Genomic DNA, 26,027 nt, shown 5'->3' with positions numbered 1-26,027 from the left:
CTGATGGTAACGCAAAGAACACTTGCAAAGCTGGGTAATAAAACGAGGTACGGGCACATCGTTTCTGCCTCATCAACTATTTTTGATGAAGACCACAATCCATTGGTGAGGGCTGGTGATAAAGCATGGTGTGATGTTTGCAAAGGTGCTTTTGAAATCAATGCAACCTATACAGGACTCCTCGAAGCGGGTTTCATCGCGGGTGATGGAGACCTGGTTTTATGTCACTGCAAAGATAACTTTGTGATCGCCATGTCCGGCTTCACTGGGGAACGTCATCCGGGATTCATGAGCGCTAAATCAGCAGTCGCTGCTGTACCTTTGGTGCAACAAGCCCAGCAGGAACCAGAACAACACGCCCAGACAGCGAAAAAGAAAACAGGCACAGACGCTGGTTTTGCCGTTCTCCCCTATGGCGCCACCACAGAAGCCTGGCAACGCTTGTTATTCACAGGCACCCCACCAGCAGGAGCAAAGGAACTATTCTCTACACTGAACGGCCCGGATGAAAGATACAAAGCTGGTTCGATTATGCTTCTGGTTGATCCTAATAAGCAGGACGACGAACAGATCGCCCACATGAAAGCCGCGAAAGCGCGAGTAGATGCAGCATTGGCCCCCTTGACGCATGAGGAAGCTAACTTACTGCACAAACACTACGCTACCATAGCTAATTTCACCAGCTACGCTGATACAGGAATTGGTCTTGCTGCTGATCCTGTTGGAAAATACTTTGAGAGTATCGAAAAAATACTCCAAGAGATCCAGGAAACATATTAAAACACCTACTTAACACGTGGTGCATTAATTGGTGAACAATTTTATGTACGACGCAGCCAGTTGTTTAAAGAGCTTGAATCCATACTCAAAGTCAACTTCCTGAATAAGGCTATGAAATTCGGAGAGTATACCAAAATAAAAAATGCACTCGGCCTGTCCAGTAATTCTATTACCCACAAATGGAATGAAACGGGGATCAGTGACATTGAAGGTTATGCTACCCACATCGAACGGGCAGCTAAATACGTAAAAGCAATGCGTTACACTGGTTATTTAGGCATTGGTTTTAGCGGACTCCATTCTCTTAACGAAATCCATGAGGCATGTTCTGTTGGTCGCGAAGCTGAATGTACCAAGAAAAAGTATACTGAGATAGGTAGTTTTGCTTTGGGTACAGGTGGCGGTGTTCTCGCTGGTGGCGGGGCTATACCATTATGCGTCGCAATAGGCGTTGGTACTGCTGGTGTTGGCGGGCTTGTTTGTACCGTTATTGCAGGTGTTGGTTTAGGGTACGCTGGTAGCACAGTGGGAAGTGCTGTTGGGGAATTAGGCGGAGAACAGTTGTATGACGTTTTCGGCAATTAATTTTCTGACGATACATCGAGTTGAAATCGCTGGGATCTTTTTGATTCTCGGAATAATTAATTATGTTTCTTACGTGATTTATGACAAATTAACCAAGAGAAAGTTCATGACCCTTTGCTCGCTATTTGTCGATAAATTTGGAGCAAGACCAGCAGAAGTTTTAATTTATCAGGATGGGGGATTCTTTTTCTCGTTTATGCGTGATGCATTCTTTATTAAAGCATTATACTTTAAAGAGAACTCATTCCATACGCGAGGAATGGATAATGAGCAAATCCGATTCATTAAAGAACTTCCTAATCAGTACACCGATTGGTTACGTGTAAAAGTGCGGCTTTCTGTCGTCGGTATTATTTTTCTATTCATGATGTTATCAGCTTTCTATTTACCAACGTTCATTTAACGGAAGTAAAATAAATAGCCAAGCGAAAAACTTGTCTATTTTATTCACTCCCAATCAATACCATCGATTACATAAGAAACAGAGGATAAGGGAAACGTATGCAAATAGCGTTTAGTGATCCCTCCGCTTTTCTCGTGACCTACGGTTTGCTGTAGGTACAGAATGTTTTTCACCCAACCAGCCATAGCAGATGAACAGACGCTGTGGCGGATCGAATGCAGTAACCGCCGTTGTCCGTAATCATCCAGATACGGGATACCAAGCTGATCTCGTAGGTCAGCAAAAACCTTGCCGATCTTAGCCATGTTTGTACCCGCCACTTCTGAGAAGATCCGCTCTTTCCACTGGCGATCAACGTATTCCATGAATCCCCATTCGATCAGCTTGGGATGAATAACTACCTGTCTTGTAGCATTCTCCGTCTTCCCTTGGCCTCCTTCGGCAATCAGGAAATAGTAGCGCTGGCTATCTTCGTCGAATTTAAATTGTGACTTCTCCAGTTTGCCTATCTCGCCTCTTCTCGCCCCCGTATATGCCAATAATAACGTGATCCATTTTTGCCAGTTATCAGGCTGCTTAAGCGCCCATCCAACAAACTTTTTCATCTCCGCCGTGCTGTATGCGCCAAATCTTGCTTTTGATGGCGCAGCCACTACGCCATCAGTTGGCGATTTAGGCAGAATGTCTTTGCCCTCGGTAAGAAAAGTTTTGAACAGTGATTTGTAGATCTTGAGATGCTTATGGATGGCCTCAACACCAACCAGATCATCCGGTGGCACGTCATCACATTCTATCAATTGATGAATGGACATTGAGCGGTAAGGCTGAACAACGCGCTTAGGGAGATTTTCAACGACCTCCATCACCTGTTTAATGCTCTGTTTGGTGATCGCCGCGACATCAGTTTCGCCTCGCAAGACAGTTAGCAACAATTACATGTAACGCTCATTTGCCATTGAGATCGATTTCGTCCAGTTTCGCCCCTTTTCGTCTTTGTACATCGCCCACGCATCCGAGAGGGTTAGCACTTTTTCCGGTTCGGCTGGCGGTTGAGATTCCACGATTTCAACAGGAGGAGCTATCTGCTGGTGGGACAAAAGTGGATTTCTCACAGCCTTGGGTTCTGGCGCAATCAGATTAGACAAAAATGATTCGAACACGAGGAGCGGCGTAGCTAATGATTTAACAAAAGGAATGTGCGGAATGATGCTAATCATCAAAGCACATGCTTTGCGATAACCTCATGAACATACCCTTTTGTACCGCAAGTGCATTACGCACGGACAAAAAGAAATGAAATCCAATGATTAGCATGTCGAATTTCGGTCCCCTACGCTGGCATTATCCAGATCAGGCAATACGGGTATTTCTCAGCCTTCACAAAGAAGGACACCCGAGTCAAAGTACTAATAAAACAACTAATTACGAAGAAACAACATACATATATTTATGTGTAACCGGGGACTCTGCTCAGGTGCAAGGGGTCTCGATTTATCACTGGTTGCGTCATTCAGGCAACCAGGAAGCGTTTATTAATGCTTTAGTCTATTTCTATTAGAAACCCGTTAATTGTGGTTCCAAAGTTGTTAATAGAATTTTAAAAAATCATTATTCTCCATTTTTACAGTGTTTTTATTTCATTTTATTTTCGCACCGTCCGATCTTTTATAAGACATAAAAACATGTTTCATATGAAATTAAAAAATAAAATAAACATCATAAACTTCTCGAACATCTATATTCCTATCAAGAGGTTAACGTTCAGTCATTATAGCGCTATTCTTACGTGAGGTAATGTATACATTAAATAAAGCTTACCTCTCCTTCATCCAATCATTGAAAATATCGGTCTCATGCATGATTTAGATCAAAATCATCAGACTGGCTTTAATTGATAGTTTATTCACGTTGCTAAAAAAGATTTGAGCAATAATTACTCTGTTTAAAAGTAAACATTTATGTATCACCCCTGCTCAATGAAATTACAAACGTTCAGCTTAACTATCTTTTTAATTACGTTATTGATGTGAGTTCTTCAAATGAAGCCTTTAATGAAATCTGCTATTTCTGTTGTTGTGTTGGGTATTGTGTTAACAGGTTATACTGATATCGCTCGGGCAGCTATTGTCAGTACTGACGACGTTCAGGATCATTTAGGCTGGACTCAGACACAATTAAATCAACAAATTTACGATCAAATTCAGGATAACTACGATCGTACCTCCAATGTTAATAGCGCTGTTATCACGATGAAGCAAGAGAACGTATTCCGTGATGATGCAATCAAAACCGCTGGTGATAAAGCAGACCAGGCTTTGCAACAGAATGTTGTCAACGGTTCTGACATTATCACGCTGCATAGCGACGTAGGAAATCTGGCAGCCAATGTATCAAACGTCGATCGCGAAGCTAAATTAGCGGGTGCGCTTGCCGATACCGCTAATCAAAAAGGTGATGCTGCTTTAAAAAGTGTTGCCACTAACGGTAATACAATCATCAGTATTCAAAACGTTAACGGCGTGCAGGATAGCCGTCTTGATGCTCTCGAAAACGCACCAAAGCCAACAAACGGTGCCGATGGAAAAGAGGGGGCTAAAGGGGATAAGGGTGATACCGGCGCGACAGGGAGAAAAGGCGACAAAGGAGATACCGGCGCTACGGGCTCGCAAGGCATCGCGGGAATAAGTGGGCGCGACGGTGTGAAGGGCAACAACGGTAAAGATGGCGTCACCACGACCGTAACAAAAATGCAGCTAGACACCGCGACACAGGCAAAAGTCGCTACAAATAGCCAGAGCGTTGCCACCACGGCTCAAGATCTGCAAGCCACAAAGCAAACCTTACAAGCAATGAACAACAATAATAATCAGCAATTCAAATCATTACATGATGAAGTGGATAATAACAAGAAGCAGGCAAATGCAGGGATTTCAGGTGCCATGGCGATGGCGGGTCTACCGCAAGTACAAACAAATCAGCGCGTCATGTTCTCTGCTGGGGGTGCGACCTATAACGGTGAAAGCGCGCTGGCTGTGGGTGCATCCGTTAACTTCACTCCACATGTAATAGCGAAAGTCAGCTTCTCAGATGATACCGCGAATAACATGGCCGCCTCCGTTGGCGTCGGAATGGGCTTTTAACAAAAAAGCACATCCTTATAACACGTGATTTATTTAATACCAGATCATATCTGGTGAGAATTACGATGATAGCCAAGAGCATGTCCAAATATATATTTATCTCAGCTGTGCTTTATTTGATGCTCATCTCTGTTGGGATTTGGATCGGGGTAATGTACGTCTCATATTACTTATGCAGTTTATAAGGCAAGAAAATGAAAAAGTTAATGATGATGATGAGCGCGACGTTGCTTGCAGGCTGTGTTTCGCCTGACCAGCGTATTGCGGATTGCACCGCGAAAGGGGTGAGCTACGATACCTGTTATTTGTCTGAACAGCAGAGACAGCAAGGTATCAATAATGCGTCTCTGTCAGCAGCTTATGCCAACGCGGCCAGAGCGGCCGATACCCACTCAAAACACCCTCACCACAATTAAGGTATTGCGATGAAAACGAAATTAGCCCTGATGACGCTGTTATTCGCGCTTGCAGCGACGCCGGCCCATGCCATTAACGCGCATTATCGTGCGCAACTCGAGCGTTCGGGTTGCACTCAGGTCAGTGATGGCGATGGCTCTTGTGACATCCATAAAACCAAAGCCGAAAACGCCGCGCAAAAACCGTCGGCAACACAGATCCACGATCCAATGCGAGAAGCGACTTTTACATCGGGTAACGTTAATGCCACGATTTCGAACGGCTTTTTTAACGCAACGGTGAACGGCAAGAAGGCCTCCGTTAAGCGTCTACAGGCTAATTTCTTTGAAATTCATGGTAGCGGATTTGTTATATCCATTAGCCTTGATGAAAATGGTATTAATAGCGCGTCCTGGAATAACACCAAAGGTCGCGACCACGGTCTTTTGCAGGTCACGCAGAAATAACGATCTCAGGGAGGCAATTCGCCTCCTTTTCACACAGCAAAAGGCACGATTTGTAACACTCTGGCCGCTACTTTTACAGTCGCAATAAAAATAGCGTAAGCCGCTGTTTTCCTTGCAGAGACATTGTCTCTTTTTTGTTAAAAAGGGGGATATTCCCTCCCCCGCACGCCATGTAACAAAACAGTAAACAAATTAACCATTGAGCCCCGTGTAAAAAGGCTCTATATTGGCGGCGTTTTTTAGACACCCCCATCTGTTTTTTAACTTTTTATTCAATCGTGGCGCATAACGAAGCCGCGGTTGTAGGAGTGATATGATGACGGATAAAGTCCGTATTGACACCGTAGATGCCCATAAAAGCAACGAAACCTATCTGGCCCGTCAGGCCGAGTTTGAATCTAACGTCAGGAGTTATCCGCGCAAGCTGCCTTTAGCCATCACGAAAGCAGATGGCGTGTGGATCACCGATGCAGATAATAAAGAATACCTTGACTGTTTAGCTGGCGCAGGCACCCTTGCGCTCGGTCACAATCATCCTGATGTGCTGAAAAGCATCCAAAATGTCATTACCAGCGGCTTGCCGTTACATACATTGGATCTGACTACGCCGTTGAAAGACGCGTTCTCCGAATACCTGCTCTCTCTGCTGCCTGGTCAGGGCAAAGAGTACTGCCTGCAGTTCACCGGTCCATCCGGTGCGGATGCCGTTGAAGCGGCGCTGAAGCTGGCGAAAAAAGTGACCGGTCGTAGCGGTATCATCAGCTTCTCTGGTGGTTACCACGGTATGACCCACGGCGCACTGTCCGTGACCGGCAACCTGTCTCCGAAAGAAGCGGTTGACGGTATGATGCCAGAAGTCCAGTTCATGCCTTACCCGCACGAATACCGTTGCCCGCTGGGTATCGGTGGTGAAGCGGGCGTGAAAGCGCTGACCTACTACTTCGACAACCTGATTAACGACGTAGAAAGCGGCGTGCGTAAACCTGCTGCCGTCATCCTGGAAGCGGTTCAGGGCGAAGGTGGCGTGAACCCGGCTCCGGCTGAGTGGCTGCAGCGCATCCGTAAAGTGACTCAGGAACACGGCATTCTGCTGATACTCGACGAGGTTCAGGCTGGCTTTGCCCGTACCGGTAAATTCTTCGCCTTCGAACACGCTGGCATCGAGCCAGACATCATCGTGATGTCTAAAGCTGTAGGTGGCGGACTGCCACTGGCCGTGCTCGGTATCAAAAAGCAGTTCGATGCATGGGCGCCAGGTCACCACACCGGTACCTTCCGCGGCAACCAGCTGGCGATGGCAACCGGTCTGACGACGCTGAAAATCCTGAAAGACCAGAACATCGCAGGCAAAGTGGCTGCACAAGGCGAATGGTTGAAAGGCCAGCTGAACGAGATGGCGAAACGTTACCCGGTTATCGGCCACGTTCGCGGTCTGGGCATGATGATCGGTATTGAGATCGTTAAGCCGCACGAAGCGGCTGACCACATGGGCTGCTACCCGGGCGACGGCGAGCTGTCTGCACTGATTCAGAAGAAGTGCTTCGAAGCCGGTCTGATTCTGGAGCGTGGCGGTCGTAACGGTATCGTTCTGCGTCTGCTGCCGTCTCTGCTGATCAGTGATGATGAGCTGAAAATCTTCCTGGATAAATTCGAGCAGGCGCTGCTTGCTGCGGGCGTTCGCCCGGCGTAACCGGAGTTGTTGATTACGATGTCTGATTCAAACCCAATTTTGTTCTCCTCTGCACAGAGCATTGAAGCTTACCAGCAGGCGATTGAACAAAGCACTCAGGCTGTGATGCAGTGGCTGAAACAGCCTGAGATGTATCAGGGCAAAACGGTCGCGGAGCTGCGCGACCGTATTAAGCTGGATTTCAACCCGAAAGGGCTGGGCAACGACGCGGCGATTGAACGCGCCGTGGAGTTCTTCCTGAAAGACAGTTTGTCCGTTCATCACCCGCAGTGCGTGGCGCACCTGCACTGCCCAAGCCTGGTGGTAAGCCAGGCAGCGGAAGTGCTGATCAACGCCACTAACCAGAGTATGGATTCCTGGGATCAAAGCCCGTCCGCGACCATTATCGAGATCAAACTGATCGAATGGCTGCGTACCCGCGTGGGTTATCAGGCTGGCGACGCCGGTGTCTTCACCAGCGGCGGCACCCAGAGCAACCTGATGGGTCTGATGCTGGCCCGTGATGCGTTCTTCGCGCGTCAGGGTCACTCCGTTCAGCAGGACGGTCTGGTTGGCGATCTGCGTAAAATCCGCGTGCTGTGCTCCGAAAACGCGCACTTCTCCGTGCAGAAAAACATGGCGCTGATGGGTCTGGGCTACCAGTCCGTGGTGCAGGTGAAAACGGATGAATTTTCCCGCATGGATCTGACCGATCTGGCGGCAAAAATCGAACAGTGCAACGCGAACGGCGAACAGATTCTGGCGATTGTTGCAACAGCGGGTACCACCGATGCGGGCGCTATCGACCCGCTGCGTGCGATTGCTGAGCTGGCGGCGAAGCAGAATATCTGGGTACACGTTGATGCAGCCTGGGGCGGCGCGCTGCTGATGTCCGAGCAGTATCGTCACTATCTGGACGGTATCGAGCTGGTGGATTCCATTACCCTGGACTTCCATAAGCAGTTCTTCCAGACCATCAGCTGCGGCGCGTTCCTGCTGAAAGAAGCCCGTCACTATGAGCTGATGCGCTATCAGGCGGCCTATCTGAACTCCGAGTTCGACGAAGAAGCCGGCGTTCCTAACCTGGTGTCCAAATCTCTGCAGACCACCCGTCGCTTCGACGCGCTGAAGCTGTGGATGAGCCTGGAAGCACTGGGTCAGGAGCAATATGCTGCCATCATCGATCATGGCGTGACGCTGGCGCAGCAGGTTGCGGCTTATGTGAAAGAGCAGCCTGCTCTTGAGCTGGTCATGCAGCCGCAGCTGGCAAGCGTGCTGTTCCGCTTCCGCGGACAGACGCAGTTTGATGATGCGGGAATCGCCCTGCTGAACCAAAAAATTGGTGACGCGCTGCTGGAGTCCGGTCGTGCTAACGTCGGCGTGACCGAGCATAACGGCATCACCTGCCTGAAGCTGACCCTGCTGAACCCAACCGTGACTCTGGAGGATATTCAAGTCCTGCTGTCTCTGGTTGAGCGTACCGCAGCGGAAGTTCTGGCGAAGTAACGCCTTGCCCCTCTTCCACCGGGAGAGGGGTTATTTTTACACCCCTGCCCACCACATCCGCAGTTTCATTCCCCAGTAGCTCGTCCAGCCCGTCGTGGTGCTGACAACCTCGGCTTTCGACACAATCACCAGCGTCGGCGTGACGCTCACCTGCCATTCCTGCGACAGCGCGCCGTTCGCATCGTTAATCACCGGCATTATGAGCTGTTTCTTATCCACCCAGCGCGCCAGTTTTGCATCATCGCCCGAGCGCATCGCAATGCTCACCACGTTGCCACCCTTGTGTGCCAGCTTATCGACCGAAGGCGTGGTGTAGCGGCAGATGCTGCACCAGGTTGCCCAGACGTAAATCAGCAGCGGCCGATCCTGGCTGAGCGCAGCGATATCGTACGTCTTGCCGTCAATGCCCTGCACTGGCGTTGCGCTGAAGCTGGCGGGTAATGTCGGTTGACGGAAATAATCCACGCCCCACATCACGGCCAATGCCAGCAGAACGTAAATGATCCCTTCCCGCGCCCAGCGGCGCAGCTTACTGAATTTGCGGTTATCCATTATGACCTCGTGAATGAGAACGGATCATCTTAGCGACCTACACGCCGCGATGCTGTAAAGAAGTGTCGCATCAGCGGGTGCGCAAGGTTTCCATCATCAGCGTAAAACAGGATTCAATCAGCGGGGGAAGTGCCTGCGGGGCACGCATCAGCGCCACGGTTCGCGCCAGCGCCGGTTGTTGAAGATGAACAACCTTAAGCTGCGGATCCTGAAGATGAGTGGTGTAGAGCTGCGGCAGTATTGCAACGGCCAGTTTCGAACGTACCAGACCGTACAGCGTTTCAATGTAATCCACCTGATAGCGCGTCTGCAAAGACAGCCGATGGCTTTCGGCGAGCGCGCTCACCAGACGCTGGATATTGCCTTTTGAAAATACGGCGATATCCCTGCCGACCAGCTGCTTCCAGGGGAGATGTGCCGATGCGGCAAGCGGGTCGTCGCAGTGGATCACCGCCACAAACGGATCCTCCTGCAGTGGGACAACATTCAGTCGTTCCGGAACGGCGTTATCGAGCGCACCAATACCAAAATCAATCTGCCCCTTCAGCAGCTGTGCCACCAGCGCATCGTTAGTTTGATCGTGAAACTCCACGCTGAGGCGCGGAAAAGCCTGCGCGAGGGTTTGGGGCAATATGGGAAACAACAGCGAGCTCACGGAAGGGATGAGACCAATACGCACCGTCCCGTCTCCGCCCGCCTGTACGATTTGCTGCATATCGTTGAACGCGAGCTGAGCCACGCTGAGCACCCGCTGCGCGTGCGGGAGGATAGCATTGCCAAGTTCTGTCAGCGTTACGGCTGAGGCGGTCCGGTTCACCAGCTTGCCGCCGAGTACCGTCTCGATTTGCCGCAACGCGCTGCTAAGCGCGGGCTGGCTAATCGCCAGCCTGCTGGCGGTATCGGTAAAATGGCGCAGCTGCGCCAGAGTAACAAAATACTGTAGCTGTCGAAGAGAAAGCGCGGGCAAGCGCTGCCAGGGTTCCATCATCATTATCTCTTACACGCGTCACAGAATAAGCCCGGGTTATCGGGTGATAAATTTTATCAGCTGGGCAAACGTTTGCCGCGTGCATAGAGTAGCGTCAATAATTTGATGCTGGAACTGTTAATTGCATGACTGCCGAAACTCGACGCCGCGCCGTCCAGGCTGCGCGAGGCGAAACGCCTTTTGACCTGCTGCTCACCCACACCCGCATTGTTGATATGGTCACCGGTGAGATCCGTGAAGCGGACGTCGGCATCGTCGGCTCCCTTATCGCCAGCGTCCATCCGCGCGGCTGCCGTGACGACGCGCGCGAAATCCACGATCTGAACAACCAGTTCCTCTCTCCGGGACTCATGGACACGCACGTTCACCTCGAAAGCTCGCACCTGCTGCCCGCACGCTATGCGGAGATTGTCCTGGCTCAGGGAACCACTGCCGTTTTCTGGGATCCGCATGAGCTGGCGAACGTGTTGGGCATTGACGGCGTGCGTTTCGCGATCGAGGCCAGCCGCGACCTACCGCTGCAGGTGATGGTTGCCGCCCCCTCCAGCGTGCCGTCTACGCCGGGCCTGGAAATGTCGGGCGCTGATTTTGCCGGCAAAGAGATGAACACCCTGCTGGGCTGGCCGGAAGTGCGCGGCGTAGCGGAAGTGATGGATATGCATGGGGTGCTTAACGGCAGCCAGCGAATGCTGGAGATCCTCCAGGCCGGGCTGGACAGCGGCAAGCTGATTGAAGGCCACGCGCGGGGTCTTAGCGGTGCCGATTTACAGGCGTATTTGGCGGCGGGCGTAACCTCTGACCACGAACTGACCTCCGCGGACGACGCGCTTGAAAAACTGCGCGCCGGACTGACGCTGGAGATCCGGGGCTCCCACCCTTATCTGCTGCCGGATATCGTCAACGCCCTGAAAACCCTGCCGCATCTCTCGTCACAGATCACGGTTTGTACCGATGATGTTCCGCCCGACATGCTAATGGAGAAAGGCGGTATTATCGCGCTGCTGAACCTGCTCATTGAACATGGCTTACCGGCAACGGACGCGCTGCGCTTTGCCACGCTAAATGCCTCTCTCCGCCTGCAGCGTAACGATGTGGGGCTGATTGCCGCCGGTCGTCGTGCGGATCTGGTGGTGTTCGACTCGCTGGAGACGTTAAAGGCACGCCAGGTGTACGTTGCAGGAAAACTGCTTGCTCGCGACGGGGCAATGATTGAACCCATTGTCGATACGCCGCTAGCGCTGCCGCGTGATACCGTGCGGCTGTCCGCGCTGACCGCCAGTGATTTCCACATGCGGATCGCAAACGCGGGCCAAGGCGTTGCTCGCCTTCGCCATATCAGCGGCGCACGCTTTACCCGCTGGGGCGAGGTTGATGCCCAGGTGCGTAACGGACAGGTGCAGATCCCGGACGGCTTCAGCCTGATCTGGGTTCAGCATCGCCATGCGCGCCACGCGGCAACACCGCAAATGGCGCTTCTGGAAGGCTGGGGAGAACTGCGCGGCGCGATTGCCACCAGCTACTCCCACGACTCCCACAATCTGGTGGTCCTGGGCCGCGATCCCGACGAGATGGCGCTGGCCGCAAACACGTTAATTCAGAGTGGCGGCGGGATGGCGCTGGTTCAAGGTGGCGAGGTAGTTGCCCACGTGGCGATGCCGATTGCGGGCATGCTGTCAGCGCTGCCGCCTGCTGAGCTGGCCCACCAGTTCAAAGCGCTGCGCGAGCGCAGCAGCCTGATTGCCGACTGGGAGCCGCCGTATCGGGTCTTTAAAGCGATCGAAGGCACCTGTCTTGCCTGCAACGCCGGGCCGCATTTGACCGATCTGGGACTGACCGATGGCAGCACGCGCCAGATTGTCGATCCGCTGATCTCTTACCGGGAAACCCCGGACACAACACAATAATATCGAAGGAGAGCCGGATAATGGCCGACAACACCGTAAATTCGCCAGCACCAGGGAGCTGGATTGAACGTCGTTTTGCGTTACATGCTCGCGGCAGCACCGTGCGCACCGAGTGCCTGGCAGGTATCACCGGGTTTCTCGCTGCCGCCTATTTGCTGGTGGTGATCCCAGGGCTGCTGGCCGTGGGTGGGATGGATAAAGGTGCCGCAACAACCGGCACCATTCTGGTGTTTGTCGCCGGTACGCTGCTGATGGCCTTCTATGCCAACCTGCCGTTTATCGTCGGGCCTGGCATTGGAGGCTCGGTGCTGGTGGGGGTAACGCTCGCAGGCAGTGAAGGCATTGGCTGGCAAATCGGTCTGGGGATCGCCTGCTGGTCAGGTATTTTGTTCTTCCTGCTGACCCGCTTTGGCCTGCGTGAAGTGGTCACCCGCTCGGTGCCGCAATCCATCAAGCTGGGGTTGACGGCGTCTATTGGACTGTTCGTTGCCGTACTGGGCTTTCGCAACGCCGGGCTGGTGCTGGCTAACGCCAAAACCAACGCGCTGATGCTGGGCGATTTTCTGTCGCCCGCAGCGCTGGTAGCCTTAGCCGGTTTGTTCCTGGCCATTGCCCTGCAGGCGCGGCGTATTCCGGGGGCGATCTTATGGGCAATCCTGTTCGCGACCCTCGTCGGCATCCCGCTGGGCGTAACAAAATTACCCGCCAGCTTCATTGATATGCCCCACTCACTGACGCCGGTGTTTGGCCATATCGACATGCTCGGCGCGCTGAATATTGCCTTCCTGCCGTTCCTGTTTGTTTTCTTTGCCTCGGAGTTTTTCTCCACCATGGGAACAACGCTGGCGGTCGGCGGCGAGGCGGGGTTGCTGGATGACGAAGGCAATATGCCACATATCAACCGCCCGTTTATGGTGGACTCCATCGCGGCCGCCATTGGCCCATGGGTTGGTATTCCTGCCGCCACGGCGCTTATCGAGTCATCAGCTGCCGCTGAGGCAGGCGGTAAAACGGGCATGACCGCGCTGGCTGCCGCCGTCATGTTCCTGCTGATGCTGCTGTTTACGCCCGTTGCGCTGATGATCCCGAAAGAAGCCACGGCACCAGCCCTTATCCTCATCGGGCTGAACATGTTCAGCGGCTTGCGCAAAGTCGATCTCGCGAACTTCACCGACGGGCTGCCGGTGCTGATGATGGTGATGATTACGCTGATTGCCAACAGCTTTGGAACAGGTATTGCGGGGGGATTGTTGTTCTATGTTGTCATTAAAACGATTGCCGGAAAATGGCGAGAAATCCCTGTGGGGCTTTGGATCCTCGCCATTCCGCTGGTGTATTACTTTGCCACGCTGGTGAAGCATTAACCTTTTGAGCGTGTCCGCGTCGGGGTAGTGCCATATTCATCATGGCTGTACCCCGACCGGTAATACTGTGCAACGCTTCTTACCACATCGTTCAGCACGACACCGCTCACCTTCACGCCCGTTTGCTGGAGTCGTTTTATGCTGTTTTCCATCTCTTTTAGGCTGGTTTTACCGAAGCGAGCAACCAGCACCGTGGTTGCCGCTACACGGGCGGCCACTGACGCATCGGTAACAGCAAGAACGGGCGGTGTATCAATAATAACAAGATCGTAATGTTCATTTGCCCACGTCATTACATCCCGAAAGCGTTCGCTCATCAGCAGTTCTGACGGACGCTCCGGCACCGGCCCGCAGGTCAGTACATCGACATTCCCTTTCTCATAAGGCTGAATAACGTCCTGACAGGTACGCTTCCCCTCCAGCACGGAGGAAAGCCCGGTATGGTTTTTCAGGCCGAATACGTTGTGGACATACCCCTCACGCATATCGGCATCAATGAACATCACCCGCAGCCCTGCCTGCGCGGCCACCGCCGCCAGGGACGTTCCGATCAGCGTTTTGCCGCAGTCCTGGGTCGGGCCAGAGATCATAACAATACGATTGGCGGCATCCTGCAGCGTGAAGTGCAGGCTGGTGCGAAGCCCTCTCACGGCCTCGACGAAAATATCCGTCGGCCTGTCGACGGGAAGAAACGGCACATCGTTGATTTTATGCTTCCAGCGCGTAGCAAACGGCCTTTTCCTGCGCAGATGCGTCTTCTTCCATAGCCAGGCTGAACGTGGCAAGGTCGCCATCACCTGCAGCCCCTGCGCTTCCAGCTGCTCAGCGGTATTTATACCGCGCTTGAGCGCAACGCGTACCAGCACCACGCCTGCTGAAAAGATCAGCCCCAACACCGTGCCCAGAACCAGTATCAGCACCTTTCTCGGTTTAATCGGCTCTGGTTGCGTTACCGCACTGTCAATGATTCGCACATTGCCGATGGCGCTGGAACGCGAAATATTCAGCTCCTGCTGGCGGGTTAATAACTGCAGGTAGATGGCGCGTCCAGAATCCACATCCCGGCTCAAGCGCAAGATATCCTGCTGGGTCGATGGCATAGCCGAAACACGTTTATTCAGATGCGCCTTCTGCCGTTCAAGCGTCTGACGCTTTTCGCGCAGTGCGCGGTAGTTCGGGTGCTCTTTTTTAAAGAGCTGTGAGATCTCCGCCTCGCGAAAGGTCAGCTCGTTGAGTTGATTCTCGATATTCACACTCTGTTCGAGAACCGACTTCGCCTCCAGGGAGAGATCGACCGAATCGCGCTGTTTGCGATAAAGGTTAAGCCGCTCTTCGGCCAGATCCAGCTCGCTTCTGATTTTCGGTAACTGCTGCTGCAAAAACGTCAGGCTGCGGGCGTCCTGTGCTTCCTGACGAGCAATGTTTTGCTGCAGATAATTTTCAGCAATCCGGTTGAGCACGTGGGCGATGTTGTCAGGGTCGTTGCCGGTTAACGTCAACGTCAGCACCCCGCTCTGCTTCGCAGATTCGACAACGGCGAACTGTTTCGCCAGGGTGTTGATTGCCTCAAGCCGGGTCTCTGACGGCAGCGTCAAGCCTAGTTCGTCGACGGTGGCCCCCAGGATCATGCGCGATTTCAGCAGCAATATTTCTGGTTCAACATCGGGAGACAGCTCGCTGCCGAACTGGCTCAGGTTCTTCAGCAGGCTGTTATCCTGTTTCCCTTCAACCTGGATCATGGCATCCGCACGATACACCGGCGTGGATAAGAAGGCATACAGCCCCGCAACGAGTGTGAAACCGAGCGTGATGGATAAAATGACTGCACGATAATCGAGCATCTCGCTGAGGAGGCGCACGAGATCAATTTCATGATTTTCCGGTGCAGACGCACCGTAACTGTCCGTTGTGTAATACGACATTAACGCTTTATTCCTTTTTGACTCAGACGACGAGCCCATTCCTGGCTGGCGTTTCCCAACTGCCCGAAAACATACTCGAATGCATCACGACTTTTACGGTAAGGATCGGGGATATCCTGGGGCTCCAGCCATTGCCCAAACAGCAGCGATTTGCCGCGAAGCTCAGGAGCTATCGCAGAGATATAACCAAGATGTACAGGTTCCATCACCAGAATAAGATCGGAACCCCGCATCATTCGCGGCGTCAGCTGGCGCGCAACGTGCCCGTCCAGGGAGATGCCGTGTCGCCAGGCCACATCCTGCGCGACGGCATCTGCCGGACGCCCTTCAAGCCCAAAAATCCCGGCCGAGGTGACCTGCTTTCCGGGCAGTAGCTGGCGTAAAAGCCGCTCACCTACCGGGGAACGGCAGATATTGCCCGTGCATACCACGAGAATGGAATTGAACATTATTGCGGCCACGATCTGAGGTAGCGGACCGTTTCGGTCAGGTCATGCACCCCACTGATGGTCGGCACCAGCTGCGTTATGACGCGATTCCAGCGCGACAGCGGTGCGGTCGTGACATAGACGATGTCATAGGGTTCAAGCTGGAATTCGGTACCCAGAACCATCGCCGAGGCATCCCTGGCATTCAGCTGATAAATATTGGCGATTTTTCCCGTATCACCGGGTTGTGTGACTGAGCGAATGACGAAGATACCCGTTGCATCGGCCATATCCTGATTCAGCCCTCCCGCATTGCTCAGCGCTTCCGCGAGGGTCATTCCGCTTCTGTCCATCTTCAGCGTGCTCTGCTTGATGACTTCGCCCATCACAAAGACTTTCAGCGCGTCATTACGTGGAACAAAAAGAATATCGCCAGGATAGAGCAGTTTGTTTTGCGTCAGGTCGCCATGCTGCATAAGCAAGTACAGGGAGAGGCGCGAATCCTTTCCTTCATGAGTCAACACCACGTTGCGCCAGTCAGCATCGGCCGAAAGGCCGCCCGCCGCGTTGACTGCATCCATCACCGTGAGGGGGATATTGGTAATGGCCTGCTGGCCGGATTTTGCCACCTCTCCCGTGACGTAGGCTTTTTGCGAGCGGAACGAGGCCACGCTGACATCCACCTGCGGACTTTCGATTACGCTCTCCAGGCGCGCGGCGATTGCTTTACGCACTTCAGAGACCGTTTTCCCCGCCACAGGTATATTGCCGATATAGGGGTAGAAAAGCGTACCGTCCGCATTAACCCAGTTGCCCGTGTCGCTGGCGCTGCGGTATTGCCCTGCGGGTGTGGTCAGTTCGGGATGATCCCAGACGGTAACGGTCAAAATATCCCCCGTTCCGATACGGTATTCCCAACTTTTGACCAGTGCATCCAGGTTAGGATTAGACTGAGATTTTGCAGCGGCGGGACGCAGTTTTTCAATCAGCGAAGGGGTAAGAGGATAGAGATCGACCTTTTTATTCAGATCATTACTTTCCTGCTCCGAGGTAATGATATTTTTTCCTGTGAGGTCAACATGCTGGCCCGGGGAAAATACACACCCGGTCAACTGGCTAAAGATAAATATTAAAAATGGAATGATTGCCGTATTTTTCATTTATTAAAATGTTTCTTTCATGGTAGCGATAAATGCGCAACTGGTAACAAAAACAGGGTCACCAACCTTATTAAAAGCCTTTTATTCAAAGAGTTAGGTATATTTACATCCTGAGAAACGTGATAAAAAAAGAAACCAGCGGGGTAATTTATACGATTGCGATATTAAATCACCCCGTATTTATAATCTTAAATGCTCTAAGGAGAAAATGCATGTTATAGCGATCACAACGCCGTATATGAGACGTAATTTAGGAATTAGTTAAAAAAGTAATAATGACAGCAAATATTAGGAAGCGATTACATTCATTATAAATATGGTATTAACGCTTTGAACTACACAAAACTGTCCATTTTTGTTACATTTTTTCTCGAACAGACTGTACTGTGGTCTTTAAAATAGGCTGTCTGCCATACTGTCAACGCAACAGCAGGCTGTGAGTATCAGTAACGGTATAACTGGAGAAAAAATGGCTAAGCATAAATGGCTGCTTCTGGGTGTTGTAATGTCTCTGGCGGGTGCGGCCTCTGCGGCTCCGCAAACGGCGTCTGCGCCTTCTGGCATCAAAGCCTATGAAGAACAAGAGTTCATCGCCGATTTTACAAAGTTCAAAATTGGCGACACGGCTCCTGCGATGTATCAAACGCCCGAGTACACCATTAAACAGTATCAGCTGCGCAATCTGCCTGCGCCGGATGCCGGTGCTCACTGGACCTATATGGGTGAAAACTACGTCCTGATTGGCGACGCCGATGGCAAAATCCTCAAGGCGTATAACGGCGATATCTTCTATCACCGTTAATGCAGTTCTACTGCGTGCGTGGCAGGAGAGCGATTGCCCTCCCCTGCGCACGCATGGATCAGCATTCCTTTCTAGCCCGTCTTGTTGTCAGACTCATAGCCGTAACCGTAGACCTTATAGCCGTAGCTGTAATAATCGATGGCTGAATTGACGAAATCATTAACAACCACGCCTTTAACGTCCACTTTGCTTTTTTGCAGCCGACGAACGCTCACTAACATCTCCTTTACGCTGGTCACGTTGTGGCGTGCGACCAACAGCGTTGAGGCCGCGATATGCCCTATCACAGCGGCGTCAGTAACGGCCAGAATCGGCGGTGTATCAATGATCACCCGGTCATAGCGTTCGCTTGCCCACGCCATAAACTGACGAAAACGATCGTGCATCAGCAGTTCGGACGGATTAGGTGGTGCGAGTCCGCAGGTTACGACGTCAAAATTGGCGGCATCGTAGGTCTGAATGGCCCGGGAAAATTCGATCTTTCCGGAAAGCACATCGGATAACCCGGCGTTGTTAGGTAAAGAAAAAATGTTATGCACGTAGCCCTTGCGCATATCTGCATCGATAAGCAGCACGCGTTCACCGACCTGGGCAACAAGCGCAGCCAGCGTTGTACTGACCAGCGTCTTACCACAGTTTTGCGTCGGGCCACTGAACATCAGGATATTGTTTTCAGCATCCATCATCGCAAAGTGCAGACTGGTGCGCAGACCCCGCACAGCCTCCACAAAATTATCCAACGGCCGATCGACGGGCAGAAAGGGGACGTTGGTTGTTTTGTGCCTTTCCGCAGAGCGGAATAAATTCATTCTGGAAAGCCGGGTTCGTTCATTCAACCATGCGGAACGTGGGAGCGTGGCATAAACGTTTAGCCCCTGAGACTCAAGCTGGTCGGGTGAATCAATACCGTTTTTCATTGCCACTCTAGCCAGCACGAGGGCAGCTGAAAGCATAAAACCAATGAGCGTAGAGAGCATAACAATCAGTATTTTACGTGGCTTAACCGGTTCGGGCTGAGCCAGTGCAGTATCAATAATACGCACGTTACCGATCGTGCTGGAACGCGAAATATTCAGCTCCTGTTGGCGAGTCAATAACTGCTGATAAATAGCACGTCCAGAATCCACATCGCGGCTAAGACGTAAAATCTCCTGCTGCACAGAAGGCATGCCGGAAACCCGTTTGTTGAGTCGGGTACGTTCGTCTTCCAGGGTCTGGCGTTTCTCCCGCAACGCACGATAGGTTGGGTGCTCTTTCTTGTAATACTGAGACACCTCCGCTTCGCGGAACGTGATTTCATTGAGTTGATTATCCACGTTGACGATTTGCTCAAGAACTGACTTCGCCTCAAGGCTTAAATCAACCGAATCTCGTTGCCTGCGATAATCATTGAGATGCTGTTCGGCGCGCTCAAGGTCCGAACGAACTTTTGGCAATTGCCCCTGCAGGAATTCCAGACTCTGAGAGTCCTGCGCCGCCTGACGGGCGATGTTTTGTTGCAGATAATTTTCTGCAATATTGTTAAGTATCCGGGTAATAAGCTCTGGGTCGGCCCCCGTCATATTCAGGCTCAGGATCCCCGTGTCTTTCCCCATATCCTTAACGCTGAAACGTTCACTTAACGCGTTGATGGCGCGCGGCAGAGGCAATAACGTCACGTTAAAACGCGTGCCTGGCTCCGCGTTCAGTTCGCTGACGCGCAGCGATATGCCAGCGAAATGCAGCAACGCTCCCGCTCTCCCCTTCGCACGGATCCCCTTACCTTCAACACGATACCGCTCATTACCCTCGGCAATGATCGTCAGACTACGCTCAGCCATAAAATTGGCGGGGAATTGCAGCCAGGCAAGCTTCAGCACGCCAGGAGCGTCGTTATTGAGTCGTGCCCAAATTTTACCCACGACGGGCAGCTGAACCTGTTCAATTTGATAGTGCAGATGAAGATCCCGAACAGTTTTCCCGAGGATCATTCGCGATTTCAGAAGCTGAACTTCAGCCGTTGAGTCTGCCGTTAGCCGGGGCGTGAACTGTTCAAGCGATTTGAGCAAACTGTTTTGTTGCTTATCCTCTATCTGCAACAGGGCATCAGCGGTGTAGACCGGCGTCGCCAGGTAAGCATACAACGCCCCGCCGATCATAAAACAGACCGTGACGGAGATAATAAAAATGCGGTACTCAAAAAGCTCAAGCAGCAGACGAACGAGATCTATTTGCTGAGCATCATTTGAATCATTCTGAACGTAATCATTTTTCGACAACATACGCAGTCCTTTACCGGTTGAGCCGTTTGGCCCACTCCTTGCTCGCCCCATCCAGAAGACCAAATACATACTCGAAGGCTTCCTCACTTTTTCGGTAAGGATCGGGTATTTCTTTGACGCTAAGCCACCGTCCGAAGAGCATACTTTTTCCCCTCACTTCCGCCGCCATGGCCGAGATGTGGTTAAGCTGATGGCTTTCCATTGCGAGGATGAGGTCGGCCTGACGAAGCATTGAGGTGGTTAATTGACGGCCGAGATGCCCCTCCAGCGAAATACCGTGCCGCAGACTAACTGCCTGCGACTGAGGATCTGCAGAATAACCTGCCATAGCACGTATACCCGCAGATTCCACTTTCACGCCGTGCGCATAATGTTGGAGTAATCGCTCTCCAATGGGAGAGCGGCAAATATTGCCGGTACATACCACTAAAATCGATTTAATGATCATTGTGGCCACGTCTTGATATAACGAACGGTTTCAGTTAAATCGTGAATACCCGTAATGGTTGGCACCAGTTGGCTCACTACGCGGTTCCAGCGCGACAGAGGCGCCGTGGTGACATAGACGATATCGTAAGGTTCAAGCTGAAATTCCGTGCTGAGCACCATTGCAGAAGCATCCCGTGCATCAAGCTGGTAAATACTTGCAATTTTTTCTTTATCGTTGGTACGCGCCCGGGAGCGAACAACAAATATCCCACTGGCATCAGCCATATTCTGAAGTAGCCCACCTGCATTTCCCAGCGCCTCCGCAAGCGTCATACCGCTGCGATCCATCTTTAGGGTACTCTGCTGAACCACCTCCCCCATAACAAAAACTTTTAGCGCATCGTTTCGTGGAATAAAGAGAATGTCGCCCGGCCAAAGCAAATGATTTTGCGTTAAGTCGCCGTGCTGCATCAGCGCATATAATGAAATACGGGCATCTTTGCCATTATGCGTTAATACAACATTACGCCAGTCCGCATCTGCTGAAAGTCCACCAGCGGCATTAACGGCATCCATTACGGTAAGCGGAATATTCGTGATCGGCTGCTGGCCTGATTTGGCGACCTCGCCCGTAACGTAAACCTTCTGGGAACGAAACGCGGCAATGCTGACATCCACCTGAGGACTTTCAATGACCTTATCAAGCCGAGAGGTAATCATTTCGCGCACCTCAGCCAGCGTTTTCCCCGCCACACTGACTTTCCCCACGTAGGGATAAAACAGAGTGCCATCGGCATCGACCCAGTTGCCCGTGTCGCTGGCGCTGCGGTATTGCCCCGCCGGTGTCGTTAATTCGGGGTGATCCCAGACGGTGATCATTAAAACGTCTCCTGGACCAATGCGATATTCCCACTGTTTTGCCTGCTCATCCAGGGCAGGATTAATCTGAGATTTAATCGGGGCGGAGCGCAGGCTCTCGATAACAGAAGGCGTCAAAGGATAGATATCGACCATCTTATTGAGATCAAACTGGCTGTCAGATACCGGGACTTTATTTTTACCGGATGCCGATAAATACTGACCCGGAGCTAACTGGCAGCTTGTAAGAAAGAACACGGAAAGAATTATTGCTGTTTTTATTAATTTCATTTTTCATTAAAATACAGATACCGGATATTTCTCGGTTTTCTAGGTTAGAGATTGCAAATATTACCCAGATGTATAACGCTTACATTGAGCATAAGGCTCCCACGCCATATTAATAAAGCAAAGCTCTACTCATCAGGCATAAACTGACTGGGATTATAAAACAAACATACCACACCCTATAATTAAATAAACATCTGAGGTTAATTTTCAGATAATTTCATTTTTAAAATAGTCTTAAAATATTATCGAGGAGGGTTGAGAGGTTAACATTTGATTTCAGACTAAGAAGAAGAGAAGATGACCGGGTTACTGACGATACAGCAAGTAAAATCAGCAAAGTCTATAGGGGAGATATTTCTATCACCGTTAATAAAATTCTTATTCGTCCGGGGCAGGAAAGCGATCGCCCTTTTCTACGCACGCTGTACCTGCATGCCCGCCGCGATGCGTGGCCATGGCTTGACGACGCTGAATGGCAGCTTGAAGATTTCGACGCGGCCACTCGCGACGAAGCGATTTGGGTCGCAGAGCAGGACGGCCATCGTCTTGGCTTCGCTTCCATTTGGTCGAACGATAATTTCCTGCACAATTTGTTCGTTGACCCAGGCTATCAGAACGTGGGCGTCGGGCGTTTACTGCTGGAGCAGGCACAAAAGACGTTTACCGGTACGGGAGCGTTAAAGTGTCTGGTGAAAAATGAGCGGGCAGTCGCCTTTTACCAGCGCCACGGTTGGCATATTGAGTCGACGGGAGATTCTCCGGACGGAGAGTATTATTTGATGCACTACCGAAAAGGTTAACGCCGGGTGGCGCTGTGCTCACCCGGCTAAACATTACACCGCGCGGAAGGCGATTTCGCTCGGTATGACTTCACCCTGCCAGTAGAGCTGTGCCGCAACGCGCCCTGCCAGCTGGCGATACATCTCAGCGAATTCACTGTCCGGGCGGCTAACGACCGTAGGCGTGCCGCGATCCAGATCCTCACGCAGCGTGATGTGCAGCGGCATCTGACCCAGCAGCTGCGTGTGGTACTGCGCGGCCAGTTTTTCTGCACCACCGGTACCAAAGATAGGCTCATGATGTCCACAGTTGCTGCAGATGTGCATGCTCATGTTCTCGACGATGCCGAGCACCGGCACCTCGACTTTCTCGAACATGACGATCCCTTTTTTAGCGTCAATCAGCGCGATATCCTGCGGCGTCGTAACCACAACTGCGCCCGTTACGGGAATGTTTTGCGCCAGCGTCAGCTGTATGTCACCGGTACCCGGCGGCATATCCAGCACCAGATAATCCAGATCCGGCCACATCGTCTCCTGCAGCATCTGCATCAACGCTTTGCTGGCCATCGGGCCACGCCAGACCATGGCGTTATCGTCTGTCACCAAATAACCGATCGAGTTGGTCGCCAGACCGTGCGCCATAATCGGCGCCATATGGGTGCCGTCCGGTGAGGTTGGACGCTGGTTTTCCGCGCCCAGCATGTTCGGAACGGACGGTCCGTAGATATCGGCATCCAGAATACCGACTTTTGCCCCTTCGGCAGCGAGTGCCAGGGCCAGGTTGACTGCGGTGGATGATTTACCCACCCCGCCCTTACCTGAGCTCACGGCAATGATGTTTTTCACGCCGTTCACGCCGGGCTGATTCTTAACGCGCTTAAGCGTGGCGATGCTGTGGGTCAGCTTCCAGTCGATCGCTTTCGCACCGGTAATGCGCAGCAGTTCAGAGCTGGCTTGCTCTTTCAGCACGTCAAATGCGCTGGTCCAGACGAAGGGCATCTGCAGCTCTATGTGCAGGGTATCGTCCAGCCACGCAACATGGTGCAACGCCTTCAGCGTAGTGAGATTGTGCTTCAGGGTTGGATGCTGAAAATTAGCCAGCGTCCCGGCAACCATTGCTCGTAAGGCTTCCGGTGATTTGGCCTGGGATTGAGAACTCATCCCGACTCCTTTGTTCTTGTGAATAAGACCTTAGATGAACAAGTTTACCTGAAAGGCCGTGGTTTGTGCTTACTTAATAATGCCCCTTTTGGTAATATCAAAAACCCTTTTCACAGTTAAAAGAAGTAATGCCTACTATGACTCAAGTCGCGAAAAAAATTCTGGTAACGTGCGCACTGCCGTACGCCAACGGCTCAATCCACCTCGGCCACATGCTGGAGCATATCCAGGCTGATGTCTGGGTCCGTTACCAGCGAATGCGCGGCCACGAGGTTAATTTCATCTGCGCGGACGATGCCCACGGCACGCCGATCATGCTGAAAGCACAGCAGCTGGGTGTCTCCCCAGAGCAGATGATTGCCGAAATGAGTCAGGAGCATCAGACCGATTTTGCTGGCTTTGACATCAGCTATGACAACTATCACTCCACGCATAGCGACGAGAACCGTGAACTGTCAGAGCTGATTTACACCCGTCTGAAAGAGAACGGTTTTATTAAAAACCGCACCATCTCTCAGCTCTACGATCCGGAAAAAGGCATGTTCCTGCCGGACCGTTTCGTCAAAGGCACCTGTCCAAAATGTAAATCACCGGACCAGTACGGCGATAACTGCGAAGTGTGCGGTGCAACCTACAGCCCAACCGAGCTTATCGAACCGAAGTCCGTGGTTTCTGGCGCGACGCCTGTCATGCGTGATTCCGAGCACTTCTTCTTCGATCTGCCGTCGTTTAGCGAAATGCTGCAGGCGTGGACCCGCAGCGGCGCGCTGCAGGAGCAGGTGGCGAATAAAATGCAGGAGTGGTTCGAATCCGGTCTGCAGCAATGGGATATCTCCCGCGATGCGCCGTACTTTGGTTTCGAAATCCCGAACGCGCCGGGCAAATATTTCTACGTTTGGCTGGACGCACCAATCGGCTACATGGGCTCTTTCAAGAACCTGTGCGACAAGCGTGGCGACACCACCAGCTTTGACGAATACTGGAAGAAAGATTCCGACGCCGAGCTGTATCACTTCATCGGTAAAGACATTGTTTACTTCCATAGCCTGTTCTGGCCAGCGATGCTGGAAGGCAGTAACTTCCGCAAGCCAACCAACCTGTTTGTGCACGGCTATGTGACGGTCAACGGCGCGAAGATGTCTAAATCTCGCGGCACCTTCATTAAAGCCAGCACCTGGCTGAACCATTTCGACGCGGACAGCCTGCGCTACTATTACACGGCGAAGCTCTCTTCCCGCATCGACGATATCGACCTGAACCTGGAAGATTTCGTGCAGCGCGTGAATGCAGACATCGTTAACAAAGTGGTCAATCTGGCCTCCCGTAACGCGGGCTTTATCGCGAAGCGTTTCGAGGGCGTAATGGCGGCTGAACTGGCCGATCCGGCGCTGTACAAAACCTTCACTGACGCTGCGGCCACCATTGGCGAAGCGTGGGAAGCGCGCGAGTTCGGTAAGGCGGTGCGTGAAATCATGGCGCTCGCAGACCTGGCTAACCGCTATGTGGACGAGCAGGCGCCGTGGGTTGTCGCTAAGCAGGAAGGCCGCGACGCGGACCTGCAGGCTATCTGCTCCATGGGCATTAACCTGTTCCGCGTGCTGATGACCTATCTGAAGCCGGTTCTGCCGCAGCTCTCTGAGCGCGCCGAAGCGTTCCTGAACACCAAGCTGACCTGGAATGCTATCCAGCAGCCGCTGCTTGCCCACAAGGTGAACACCTTCAAGGCACTGTATAACCGCATCGAGATGAAGCAGGTGGAAGCCCTGGTGGAAGCCTCTAAAGAAGAGGTGAAGGCGGCTGCGGCACCGGTTACCGGCCCGCTGGCAGACGATCCTATCCAGGACACCATTACCTTTGATGATTTCGCGAAAGTGGACCTGCGCGTAGCGCTTATCGAGAACGCGGAATTCGTTGAAGGTTCGGACAAACTGCTGCGTCTAACGCTGGATCTGGGCGGCGAGAAACGTAACGTCTTCTCCGGTATCCGCTCCGCGTATCCTGATCCGCAGGTGCTGATTGGCCGCCAGACCGTGATGGTGGCTAACCTGGCACCGCGCAAAATGCGCTTCGGCATCTCTGAAGGGATGGTGATGGCTGCAGGTCCTGGCGGGAAAGATATCTTCCTGTTAAGCCCTGATGAAGGCGCGAAGCCAGGTCAGCAGGTGAAATAATAAAAAAG

22 protein-coding genes, 1 pseudogene and 1 riboswitch are annotated in these 26,027 nt (G+C 52.1%); of the genes and pseudogenes, 13 read left to right on the top strand and 10 right to left on the bottom strand.

The genetic code is table 11. The features are described 5' to 3' along the window. Positions 1-3: 3 nt before the first annotated feature. The 3 genes from V5P19_RS01905 to V5P19_RS01895 are packed head-to-tail and all read left to right on the top strand — an operon-like array spanning position 4 to position 1,768. Complete coding sequence (locus V5P19_RS01905) at positions 4-780, top strand: PAAR domain-containing protein (RefSeq protein ID WP_334399600.1); 777 nt, start codon at positions 4-6, stop codon at positions 778-780. 60 nt (positions 781-840) lie between these two features. Continuing rightward, complete coding sequence (locus V5P19_RS01900; protein ID WP_334399598.1) at positions 841-1,365, top strand: hypothetical protein; 525 nt, start codon at positions 841-843, stop codon at positions 1,363-1,365. After that, positions 1,346-1,768, top strand: a complete 423-nt coding sequence (locus tag V5P19_RS01895) for a hypothetical protein (protein ID WP_334399596.1) — start codon at positions 1,346-1,348, stop codon at positions 1,766-1,768. Before V5P19_RS01900 ends, V5P19_RS01895 begins: the two co-directional genes overlap by 20 nt. A 44-nt stretch (positions 1,769-1,812) precedes the next feature. Here V5P19_RS01895 and V5P19_RS01890 read toward each other — a convergent pair. Beyond that, positions 1,813-3,082 (bottom strand): annotated as a pseudogene (locus V5P19_RS01890) (tyrosine-type recombinase/integrase). Beyond that, a riboswitch (TPP riboswitch) is annotated at positions 3,079-3,175 on the bottom strand. (Overlaps the previous pseudogene by 4 nt.) A gap of 644 nt (positions 3,176-3,819) precedes the next feature. Between V5P19_RS01890 and V5P19_RS01885 the strand changes: the two are divergent. From V5P19_RS01885 to V5P19_RS01865, 5 genes are all read left to right on the top strand, one after another. Further along, positions 3,820-4,908 carry a YadA-like family protein gene (locus V5P19_RS01885; protein WP_334399594.1) on the top strand — a complete coding sequence of 363 codons (1,089 nt, stop codon included), beginning with the start codon at positions 3,820-3,822 and terminating at the stop codon, positions 4,906-4,908. 194 nt (positions 4,909-5,102) lie between these two features. Next, a complete protein-coding gene (locus V5P19_RS01880) occupies positions 5,103-5,324 on the top strand; it encodes a hypothetical protein (RefSeq protein ID WP_334399592.1) in 222 nt (73 codons plus the stop codon). A gap of 9 nt (positions 5,325-5,333) precedes the next feature. Further along, positions 5,334-5,771, top strand: coding sequence for a hypothetical protein (locus tag V5P19_RS01875; RefSeq protein ID WP_334399590.1), 438 nt, complete (start codon positions 5,334-5,336; stop codon positions 5,769-5,771). Between the two features lie 313 nt (positions 5,772-6,084). Next, positions 6,085-7,461: a diaminobutyrate--2-oxoglutarate transaminase gene (locus V5P19_RS01870; protein ID WP_334399588.1), complete on the top strand. Its 1,377-nt coding sequence runs from the start codon at positions 6,085-6,087 to the stop codon at positions 7,459-7,461. Between the two features lie 18 nt (positions 7,462-7,479). Beyond that, complete coding sequence (locus V5P19_RS01865; protein WP_334399586.1) at positions 7,480-8,946, top strand: aspartate aminotransferase family protein; 1,467 nt, start codon at positions 7,480-7,482, stop codon at positions 8,944-8,946. 36 nt (positions 8,947-8,982) lie between these two features. Here V5P19_RS01865 and V5P19_RS01860 read toward each other — a convergent pair whose 3' ends face one another. Continuing rightward, positions 8,983-9,498: a protein disulfide oxidoreductase gene (locus V5P19_RS01860; protein WP_334399584.1), complete on the bottom strand. Its 516-nt coding sequence runs from the start codon at positions 9,496-9,498 to the stop codon at positions 8,983-8,985. 70 nt (positions 9,499-9,568) lie between these two features. After that, positions 9,569-10,489 (bottom strand): LysR family transcriptional regulator, encoded by a 921-nt coding sequence (locus V5P19_RS01855; RefSeq protein ID WP_334399582.1) that lies wholly within the window; start codon positions 10,487-10,489, stop codon positions 9,569-9,571. Between the two features lie 122 nt (positions 10,490-10,611). Here V5P19_RS01855 and V5P19_RS01850 point away from each other — a divergent pair, with 122 nt between their 5' ends. Both V5P19_RS01850 and V5P19_RS01845 read left to right on the top strand, forming a co-directional pair. Then, on the top strand, positions 10,612-12,390 hold the full coding sequence (locus V5P19_RS01850) for an adenine deaminase C-terminal domain-containing protein (protein WP_334399581.1): 1,779 nt from the start codon (positions 10,612-10,614) through the stop codon (positions 12,388-12,390). Between the two features lie 20 nt (positions 12,391-12,410). Continuing rightward, positions 12,411-13,754, top strand: coding sequence for an NCS2 family permease (locus V5P19_RS01845; RefSeq protein ID WP_334399579.1), 1,344 nt, complete (start codon positions 12,411-12,413; stop codon positions 13,752-13,754). On the opposite strand, the gene V5P19_RS01840 is transcribed toward V5P19_RS01845, so the two are convergent. Genes V5P19_RS01840 through V5P19_RS01830 form a run of 3 tightly spaced genes read right to left on the bottom strand, consistent with a single transcriptional unit; the run spans position 13,751 to position 17,264 of the window. Beyond that, complete coding sequence (locus V5P19_RS01840) at positions 13,751-15,676, bottom strand: polysaccharide biosynthesis tyrosine autokinase (protein ID WP_334399577.1); 1,926 nt, start codon at positions 15,674-15,676, stop codon at positions 13,751-13,753. The genes V5P19_RS01845 and V5P19_RS01840 overlap by 4 nt on opposite strands. Continuing rightward, complete coding sequence (locus tag V5P19_RS01835; RefSeq protein ID WP_334399575.1) at positions 15,676-16,125, bottom strand: protein tyrosine phosphatase; 450 nt, start codon at positions 16,123-16,125, stop codon at positions 15,676-15,678. Before V5P19_RS01835 ends, V5P19_RS01840 begins: the two co-directional genes overlap by 1 nt. After that, on the bottom strand, positions 16,125-17,264 hold the full coding sequence (locus V5P19_RS01830; protein WP_334399574.1) for a polysaccharide export protein: 1,140 nt from the start codon (positions 17,262-17,264) through the stop codon (positions 16,125-16,127). The genes V5P19_RS01835 and V5P19_RS01830 overlap by 1 nt, the downstream gene beginning before the upstream one ends. Before the next feature lie 469 nt (positions 17,265-17,733). Between V5P19_RS01830 and V5P19_RS01825 the strand changes: the two genes are divergently transcribed. Further along, complete coding sequence (locus V5P19_RS01825) at positions 17,734-18,066, top strand: RcnB family protein (RefSeq protein WP_334399573.1); 333 nt, start codon at positions 17,734-17,736, stop codon at positions 18,064-18,066. A gap of 71 nt (positions 18,067-18,137) precedes the next feature. On the opposite strand, the gene V5P19_RS01820 is transcribed toward V5P19_RS01825, so the two are convergent. From V5P19_RS01820 to V5P19_RS01810, 3 genes are read right to left on the bottom strand one after another with little or no spacing between them, the layout of a single operon-like run. Beyond that, positions 18,138-20,327 carry a polysaccharide biosynthesis tyrosine autokinase gene (locus tag V5P19_RS01820; protein ID WP_334399572.1) on the bottom strand — a complete coding sequence of 730 codons (2,190 nt, stop codon included), beginning with the start codon at positions 20,325-20,327 and terminating at the stop codon, positions 18,138-18,140. A gap of 10 nt (positions 20,328-20,337) precedes the next feature. After that, on the bottom strand, positions 20,338-20,775 hold the full coding sequence (locus tag V5P19_RS01815; protein WP_334399571.1) for a protein tyrosine phosphatase: 438 nt from the start codon (positions 20,773-20,775) through the stop codon (positions 20,338-20,340). Continuing rightward, complete coding sequence (locus V5P19_RS01810) at positions 20,772-21,905, bottom strand: polysaccharide export protein (RefSeq protein WP_334399569.1); 1,134 nt, start codon at positions 21,903-21,905, stop codon at positions 20,772-20,774. Before V5P19_RS01810 ends, V5P19_RS01815 begins: the two co-directional genes overlap by 4 nt. Before the next feature lie 353 nt (positions 21,906-22,258). On the opposite strand from V5P19_RS01810, the gene V5P19_RS01805 reads away from it, so the two are divergent. Next, positions 22,259-22,705 carry a GNAT family N-acetyltransferase gene (locus V5P19_RS01805; RefSeq protein ID WP_334401103.1) on the top strand — a complete coding sequence of 149 codons (447 nt, stop codon included), beginning with the start codon at positions 22,259-22,261 and terminating at the stop codon, positions 22,703-22,705. Positions 22,706-22,738: 33 nt separating this feature from the next. Here V5P19_RS01805 and apbC read toward each other — a convergent pair whose 3' ends face one another. Beyond that, positions 22,739-23,848 carry an iron-sulfur cluster carrier protein ApbC gene (gene apbC, locus V5P19_RS01800; RefSeq protein ID WP_334399567.1) on the bottom strand — a complete coding sequence of 370 codons (1,110 nt, stop codon included), beginning with the start codon at positions 23,846-23,848 and terminating at the stop codon, positions 22,739-22,741. A 137-nt stretch (positions 23,849-23,985) separates the two neighbouring features. On the opposite strand from apbC, the gene metG reads away from it, so the two are divergent. Continuing rightward, the gene (gene metG / locus V5P19_RS01795) at positions 23,986-26,019 is read left to right on the top strand and encodes a methionine--tRNA ligase (RefSeq protein WP_334399565.1); all 2,034 of its coding nucleotides are present in this window, start codon (positions 23,986-23,988) and stop codon (positions 26,017-26,019) included. Positions 26,020-26,027 lie beyond the last annotated feature (8 nt).

Source organism: Enterobacter sp. UNJFSC 003 (genome assembly GCF_036903355.1).
Lineage (GTDB): Bacteria > Pseudomonadota > Gammaproteobacteria > Enterobacterales > Enterobacteriaceae > Enterobacter.
This window is presented reverse-complemented; position numbering and strand designations above follow the sequence as displayed.